The sequence below is a fragment of the Vibrio sp. V39_P1S14PM300 genome, from assembly GCF_009904765.1.
Taxonomy (GTDB): domain Bacteria; phylum Pseudomonadota; class Gammaproteobacteria; order Enterobacterales; family Vibrionaceae; genus Vibrio; species Vibrio proteolyticus.
Map to the genome: position 1 here is coordinate 1 of NZ_WXWP01000215.1, position 6,918 is coordinate 6,918.

6 protein-coding genes are annotated in these 6,918 nt (G+C 50.8%); all 6 read right to left on the reverse strand.

Annotated features, from left to right (window positions below; translation table 11 throughout):
- Positions 1-166: 166 nt before the first annotated feature.
- On the reverse strand, positions 167-1,069 hold the full coding sequence (locus CAG65_RS10790; protein WP_021704884.1) for an AraC family transcriptional regulator: 903 nt from the start codon (positions 1,067-1,069) through the stop codon (positions 167-169).
- Between the two features lie 420 nt (positions 1,070-1,489).
- Positions 1,490-2,836, reverse strand: a complete 1,347-nt coding sequence (locus tag CAG65_RS10795; RefSeq protein ID WP_161453626.1) for a magnesium transporter — start codon at positions 2,834-2,836, stop codon at positions 1,490-1,492.
- Positions 2,837-3,009: 173 nt separating this feature from the next.
- Complete coding sequence (locus CAG65_RS10800) at positions 3,010-3,483, reverse strand: MarR family winged helix-turn-helix transcriptional regulator (protein WP_021704882.1); 474 nt, start codon at positions 3,481-3,483, stop codon at positions 3,010-3,012.
- A gap of 89 nt (positions 3,484-3,572) precedes the next feature.
- A complete protein-coding gene (gene proX, locus CAG65_RS10805; RefSeq protein ID WP_161453627.1) occupies positions 3,573-4,580 on the reverse strand; it encodes a glycine betaine/L-proline ABC transporter substrate-binding protein ProX in 1,008 nt (335 codons plus the stop codon).
- On the reverse strand, positions 4,580-5,656 hold the full coding sequence (proW, locus tag CAG65_RS10810; protein WP_021704880.1) for a glycine betaine/L-proline ABC transporter permease ProW: 1,077 nt from the start codon (positions 5,654-5,656) through the stop codon (positions 4,580-4,582). The genes proX and proW overlap by 1 nt, the downstream gene beginning before the upstream one ends.
- Positions 5,657-5,659: 3 nt before the next feature.
- The gene (gene proV / locus CAG65_RS10815; protein ID WP_161453628.1) at positions 5,660-6,847 is read right to left on the reverse strand and encodes a glycine betaine/L-proline ABC transporter ATP-binding protein ProV; all 1,188 of its coding nucleotides are present in this window, start codon (positions 6,845-6,847) and stop codon (positions 5,660-5,662) included.
- Positions 6,848-6,918 lie beyond the last annotated feature (71 nt).

Here is a 6,918-nt window from a genome sequence, read left to right on the forward strand (position 1 = left end):
GGAATACGGGATGTATGAAATGTGAGCGTGATTTGTTGTGTAAATACGGGGTATGATTTGATTTTTGATTTTTTCGCTCGTTTTTCTATGCTTTTGAGCGGCTTTTACCGAATTGTAACGTGGTTGTTTGTTTTGGGCGGTGATAAACCAACCGCCCAGATGGTACTCAGGCTTTAATCGCGGTGCAGAAGCTGACATCACAAACGTTTGTGTTGTCGTCGCACGAGTGATATAGCTCGAAGCAGGGTCTGTCGTCGGAATCGAGCCCACTTTTAACCAACTGCCCCATTAACTCGTCCCAGGCCGGGGCGTATTGACTGTGGTCTGTAATGGTTTTGCGAATAAAAGCGTACTCTCCTCCGTCAAACGATTTGAGCTCGATACCCTGAGCGGTTTCAACCGGCTCGTCCAGGACCAGGCAGATGTCCGTACGACATTTTTCGGCCGCAGTGATTTCTGGGTTGTCGTGATAAACGAAAATACAGGTATTACCAGCCAATCCTCTCGGACCTGCCCAACCAAATAACTTCTCACAGGCAGGTTGATAGTTTTCCCCATACGGGCCAGTAACGCGAATGTAAGCCAGATGGCCGGGGGCGAGTGACATAGTGTCCATAATGATGCTCCTTGTTAGCGGTTCATCTGTAGTGTAGGGAGCCTCGATGTCACCGGCGTGTCCATTCTTGCGCAACGTGTGTCCGATCTTGCTGTGTTGCAATAACTGGGCAAACGAGGCTAAGTCGACACAGTCTCGCACCTGGCTGGGTGTCAACCCAAAGTGCTGCCGGAATGCTTTGGCCAGACTCTGAGAACTGGAAAAACCGTATTCCAGGGCGATGGCTGTCACACTGGGCTTTTGATAGAAGAGCGTACTCGCGATGGCTTCCAGCCTCAGGCGTCGTAAATACTCATTGAGTGTTTCGCCCATGACCGCTTTAAAGATGCGATGGAAGTGATAGGGTGAGAGACACGCCAAAGCGGCCACCTTATCGAGATTAAGAGGTTCATTGAAATGCGTTTCTAAATGGCGTACCACTGGAAGTAAACGAGTATGATAATTGACAGACATAATGGCAGCTGGCCGAGAGGTTATATAGGGTGATGAACGTTGAGTTAAGCTTACTCAAACATCTTTGCGAGAGCGAAATGGAATTGGGTAGAAACCTGAGTTTTCTCACAGATAAAAAAAGAGCCAATTGCAAGAAGGGCAATTGGCTTATGTATGATGCGAACAATCGGAGTTCACTAACAACGTCAGTTGGCTAGATGACCCTCGGCTTACAAGGGTCAGATTTATTAATGCAGTATATGTGCCAAGTTTTATAGCAACCAAAATTAGGGCTTTGTCAGGGGTTTTGGGGCTAAATAAGTGTTTGAAATTGCAAATTGAAAATGCAATGTGCAAATGTTTACATATTTGCTAATGACAGTTGTCATTTTATTCGCGTTCAGCTTAAACAAAGCGGCCTCCAGACCGCTTGATTACTGACTATAGCATCACCAGGCTGGCCGTACCGAGGAAAGCAAAAAAGCCAACCACATCCGTGACGGTCGTCAGGATGACCGAACCGGCGAGGGCCGGGTCGAGTTTTAACTTATCGAGTGCGATCGGGATCAAGACACCAAACAGTGCTGCGGTGATGATATTCACCACGATAGCCAGCGCAATCGTGGCTCCGATAATTGGCTCCTGAAACCACAGCGCAGCGAGAATGCCGATGATCGCCGCCCAGGCCAAACCGTTAAGAGAACCAATGCCTAATTCGTTTTTCAGTAGCGCCATCCGGTTACCAGGGGTGATCTGATTTAACGCCATTGCCCGCACCATCAAAGTAAGAGTCTGGCTGCCTGCGATGCCGCCCATTGATGCCACGATGGGCATCAACACCGCCAGCGCCACAACTTGAGCAATCACATCTTCGAATAAGCCGATGGTGATGGACGCCAGGATGGCCGTCAGTAGATTGATACCGAGCCAGACACCGCGCTTTTGCGAACTTTTCAACACGGGAGCGAACAAATCGTCGCCTTCATCCATACCGGTACCCGCCATCAAACGGGTCTCGTAAATTTCACGCTGCGTGCTCAGCGCAAACTGCCAGTTCACTTCACCGATCAGAATTTGTTCGTCGTCTACGACGGGCAGAGCGGGCAAAGAGCTGTGTTCCAGGGCTTCTATGGACTCGGGCAACTGCGTTCTGGCATTTAAGGTCGTCATGGGTTCTATTGCCAGATTTTTCAGACGCTCCGTTGGTTCACTGCGCAGTAAATCCAAATAGCGCACCATGCCGCGCATCTGTTTCTTCTTGTTGATCAAGTAAAGGTGATCCGGCGATTCGTAACTGTAGCGCTCCATCAGTTCACGCGCTTTGGCGACTGAAATATTAAACGGGAGCGCAATTACTTTCCGTTCAGCCCAGCGGCCCAATTGGTCATCTTCGTATTCATTGGCCTGATCGAACAGTTCAAGCTCATCTTTTTCCATCAGCTCGATGGCGTCATTAATGATGGCTTCAGGCAGAGAGTCGGCCCATTCAATCAGCGATAGGTTGTCCAGTTTGGCCAAGGTAATTTTCAGTTCAACTTCAGAGAGTGACTGGATGATCGAAAGGCGCACGTCGGCACGCATCTCGGTCAGGACATCAATGTGCATCTCGAGGGGGAGCCCACGCCACAGACGTACACGATCATCAATGGGAAACGCTTCGAGGACAAGAGCGACGGAGCCGGCTTCGAGGCCTTCTTCTATCTGCTCATTCAGTACCTGAGGTTGTTGCTCCTGATCGGTTTTGGACAGTTGTTCTATTTGAAAGGATAAATCTTGAAATTCGCTCACTCTGGAGGCCCTTGTTTTTGGTATTCATCTGGGATCAGGTATACGCAGCACGGCAGACAACCTGATACTAAGGTGCTCATCATGGCGGTGATGCTTCGTTAAATAAGGTATACGAACTGGTAGGAAAAACAATAGGCTGGAGCTGGTAGTGCGCATGATTACTGCACTACCGGCTAGTCGTGTTTGGACTCCTCCACACTCAGTAATGGCGCGACGTCAATGTCTTTGGCGTTCATCATGCAAGAGATGCGTTGCACGGCAGACAGCAGCAGCGATTGCTCCCAAATATCCAGCTTCTGGTAACGCTCGATAAAATTATCTTGAATCGGAAGAGGTGCGGTTTCCAACACATGGTCGCCTTTTTCGGTCAGAATGGTGTGCACAATGCGGCGGTCTTTCTCACTGCGTTGACGTCTGACCAGGCCTCGCTTTTCCAGGCGATCGATGATGCTGGTGGCCGTTGCCTGACTCATGTTGGTCGAGATCGATAACTGTTTGATAGTGACATTACCGGAGTCGCGTATAGAGCGCATCAGAATCAACTGTGGGCTGGTCAGGCCAAGATCCTTATTCAGTTGTCTGGAATGCAAGTCGACAGCGCGGATGATCTGCCGGATTGCCACTAAAACTTCTTCGTGCTTATCCAAGATGGACTCCCTGTCAGGTTGAATGGAAACAGCAGGCTCGCTGGCGAGCCTGCATAAGATACACGCTGGTGCGTATACGTTAGTCGCGGTTACATTGCGGCTTTTTTCGCTTCATCAATCCAGGCGTTGAACTGCTGTTGATGGGCTTTGATCCAGTTGTCCGCGTGAGCTTCAATGTCTTTTTGCGAGTTCTGACCTTTACTCATCATCATGTTTTCGGCACTCACATCGTTGATGTTGACCTTGATGATTTCAAACAGCTTGGCTGCCGCCGGGTTTTCTTCCGCAAAAGCTTTGTTGGCAACGATACGCATCGAGTTCATCTCAAAACCGTAGTTTTTGCCGTTTGATAAGGTGGTATCAACGTCTTTACGTTCACCCGGCAGAGAGGAAAACGGTACTTCCAGCCAAACTACGTCTTTCCCTGGTACCAGCACACCACTCACCCAGTACGGTGTCCAAGTGTAATACAGAATAGGGTCCCCTTTTTTATAACGGGAAATGGTATCGGCGATGATCGCCGCGTAGTTGCCTTGGTTGTGACTGACTGTATCACGCAGTTTAAACGCATCCAGTTGGTGCTCAATGACCCCCTCACAACCCCAGCCCGGGTTACAACCGGTGAGATCGGCTTTGCCGTCGCCATTGGCATCAAACAGTTTGGCTACTTTCGGATCTTTCAGCTGTCCGATGTTCGTAATGCCGTACTTTTCGGCGGTTTTTTTGTCGATCAGGTAGCCCTGTGCTGCGCCAGAGACATACTGGCCTTTGCGGTAAAACTTCGCGTCACCACCCGCCATTTCATATTTGTCTGCGTGTAGCGGGAACCAGCCAACGGTCAGGTAGGTGGCATCGCCTTCAGCGATCGAGGTATAGCCGACGTTGTAATCTACTTCTTTGGTCGGCTGAACATCATAACCGAGTGCTTCCATCGCCTTGTTGACGATCAGAGTCTGGAATGTTTCTTCTGCCACTGTAGACTGGACAGGTTGTACGGTAATGCCTTCTCCCGGTAGTTGTTCTGCCCATGCCTGAGTTGACAGAGCACCACTGACGAGCAGGGCACCAAGAGCAAGTTTCATCCATGACAGGTTCATTACTTTTCTCCTATGTGATTAAGTTTCGACGTAGAATCAGGTTTCAGTCGTAGAATCAGTGCGACGGGTCCTGAGTGGAACCAACGCACTTTACTGTCGCGGGACTTCTGGCCCAGCGACTGAGTAATTCGGTCAAGCAAGATGGCAAGAATCACGATGCCAAGACCACCGACCGCGGCCATGCCCATATCCAGACGGCCGATACCGCGCAGTACCATCTGACCCAGACCACCCACGGCAATCATTGAGGCGATCACCACCATCGACAGTGACAACATCAGAGTCTGGTTGACCCCCGCCATGATGGTCGGCATGGCCAGCGGCAGCTGAATCCGGTACAGCATCTGTTTCGGGCTCGCCCCAAACGAATGGCCTGCCTCAATAAGCTCATCAGGCACTTGTTGGATGCCCAGAATGGTCAGTCGCACAATTGGTGGCAGGGCGAAAATGATGGTAACCACCACGCCGGGCACATTACCAATACCAAACAGCATGACGATGGGAACCAGATAAACGAATGCGGGGGTGGTTTGCATCGCATCGAGAATGGGTCGTACGATTTTGGCCGCGGTTTGGCTTCGGGCCAGCCATATCCCCATCGGCAGCCCGATCAGAAGACAGAAAAATACAGACGTCAGAACCAGCGCGAGCGTTGTCATGGCTTCGCTCCAAGCACCAATTAAACCGATGATGATCAGTGAAAACAGTGTTGAGATGCCCATGCGGATACCAGAAAACTGCCAAGCCAATAAGAACAGGATGACCAGCATTACGGGCGCAGGTGTTGAGGTCAGAACGGTTTCGAATGAACTCAAAATGACGTCAACAGGGGCGCGGATAGCCTGGAACACTGGGCGTCCATGGGTGACCAGCCAGTTAAGTCCGGTTTCGACCCAGTTATCGAAAGGGATCACTGAGTGGTCGAAGGGGTGCATCCAGTCAAAGTCCGGCTGATCTGCCGGTGCGGCATTAAGCCAGTCACTGTTGGTTGCCTGACTGCTGTCGCTGGACCAGGGATCGCTCGCAGGCTCAGTCGTCTGGCTCCAAGGATCTGAAGGTGTGGTTTCCGTGGTCATGATTTACTCCCTGTCCAACGTTTGTAGAAGGCGTGATTTGCTGATAACGCCGTAATAGTTTGCTTCTGTATCGACCACCGGTACGGCGTAAGGAAGGTCGGCCACCTGGCTGATTAACTCGCTGACGCTGGCGTCTGGCAATAAAGAAGTGGTATCTCCCAACACCGCAGACGTCAGGGACGCGCGTGCGTCGGCGGCGGATTTCAGCGATTCCAGCGACACCAGACCAACGTATTTATTAGAGCGGTCGACCACAACGCCATATTCACGGTCGTGATCCATCAGCAGTTGCATGGCAGACGCCGGGCCGTCCATCTCTGATTTCTTGATCACGGCCGCCGGGTTTTTGCGTGCAATGTCCCGGGCGCTGAGCACGCTGGCCACGTTGACGCCACGGAAAAACGAGCGAACATAGTCGTTGGCCGGATGGTGCAGGATTTCATCCGGGGTACCGATCTGAACCACGACGCCGTCTTGCATGATGGCGATACGATCGCCAATACGCATGGCTTCATCCAGATCGTGCGAAATAAACACAACGGTGCGTTGGTCTTCATTCTGCAGTCTCAACAATTCGTCCTGCATCTCTGTACGAATCAGTGGGTCTAGTGCCGAAAAAGCCTCGTCCATTAACAGGATATCCGGGTCACAGGCAAGGGCTCGTGCCAGGCCGACACGTTGTTTCATCCCTCCGGACAGTTCATCCGGATAGGACTCACAGTAAGGTTCCAATCCAACCGCGGCTAACGCTTCGCGAGCCGCTTTATGGCGCTGCTCTGGACTTATCCCCGCAAGCTCTAGGCCAAAGGCGGCATTTTCGATCACAGTCATATGCGGCATCAGAGCGAAGTTCTGAAAAACCATCGAGATCTGTTTGCGTCGCACTTCACGCAATTCTTCTGGTGAGATGTGCGCTATGTCTTTGTCTTTGAGGATCACGTCGCCACGGGTTGGTTCGATCAGTCGATTGAGCAGACGGACTAATGTGGACTTCCCCGAACCGGACAAACCCATGATGACGAAGATTTCTCCCTGATTGATAGAGAGCGAAACATCTTTCACGCCGACGGTCAGTCCGGTGGCGTCAAAGATCTGATCTTTGTCTAAGCCTTTTTCCAGCAAAGGGAAGGCCTTGTCCGGCTCTTCGCCGAACACTTTAAAAAGGTTACGGACTTCAAGAATGGTTGACATTCAACACTTCCTTGTGGTGGTTAATATTTACAGTTCGAATATATAGTACACTAAACAATATTATAGCTATT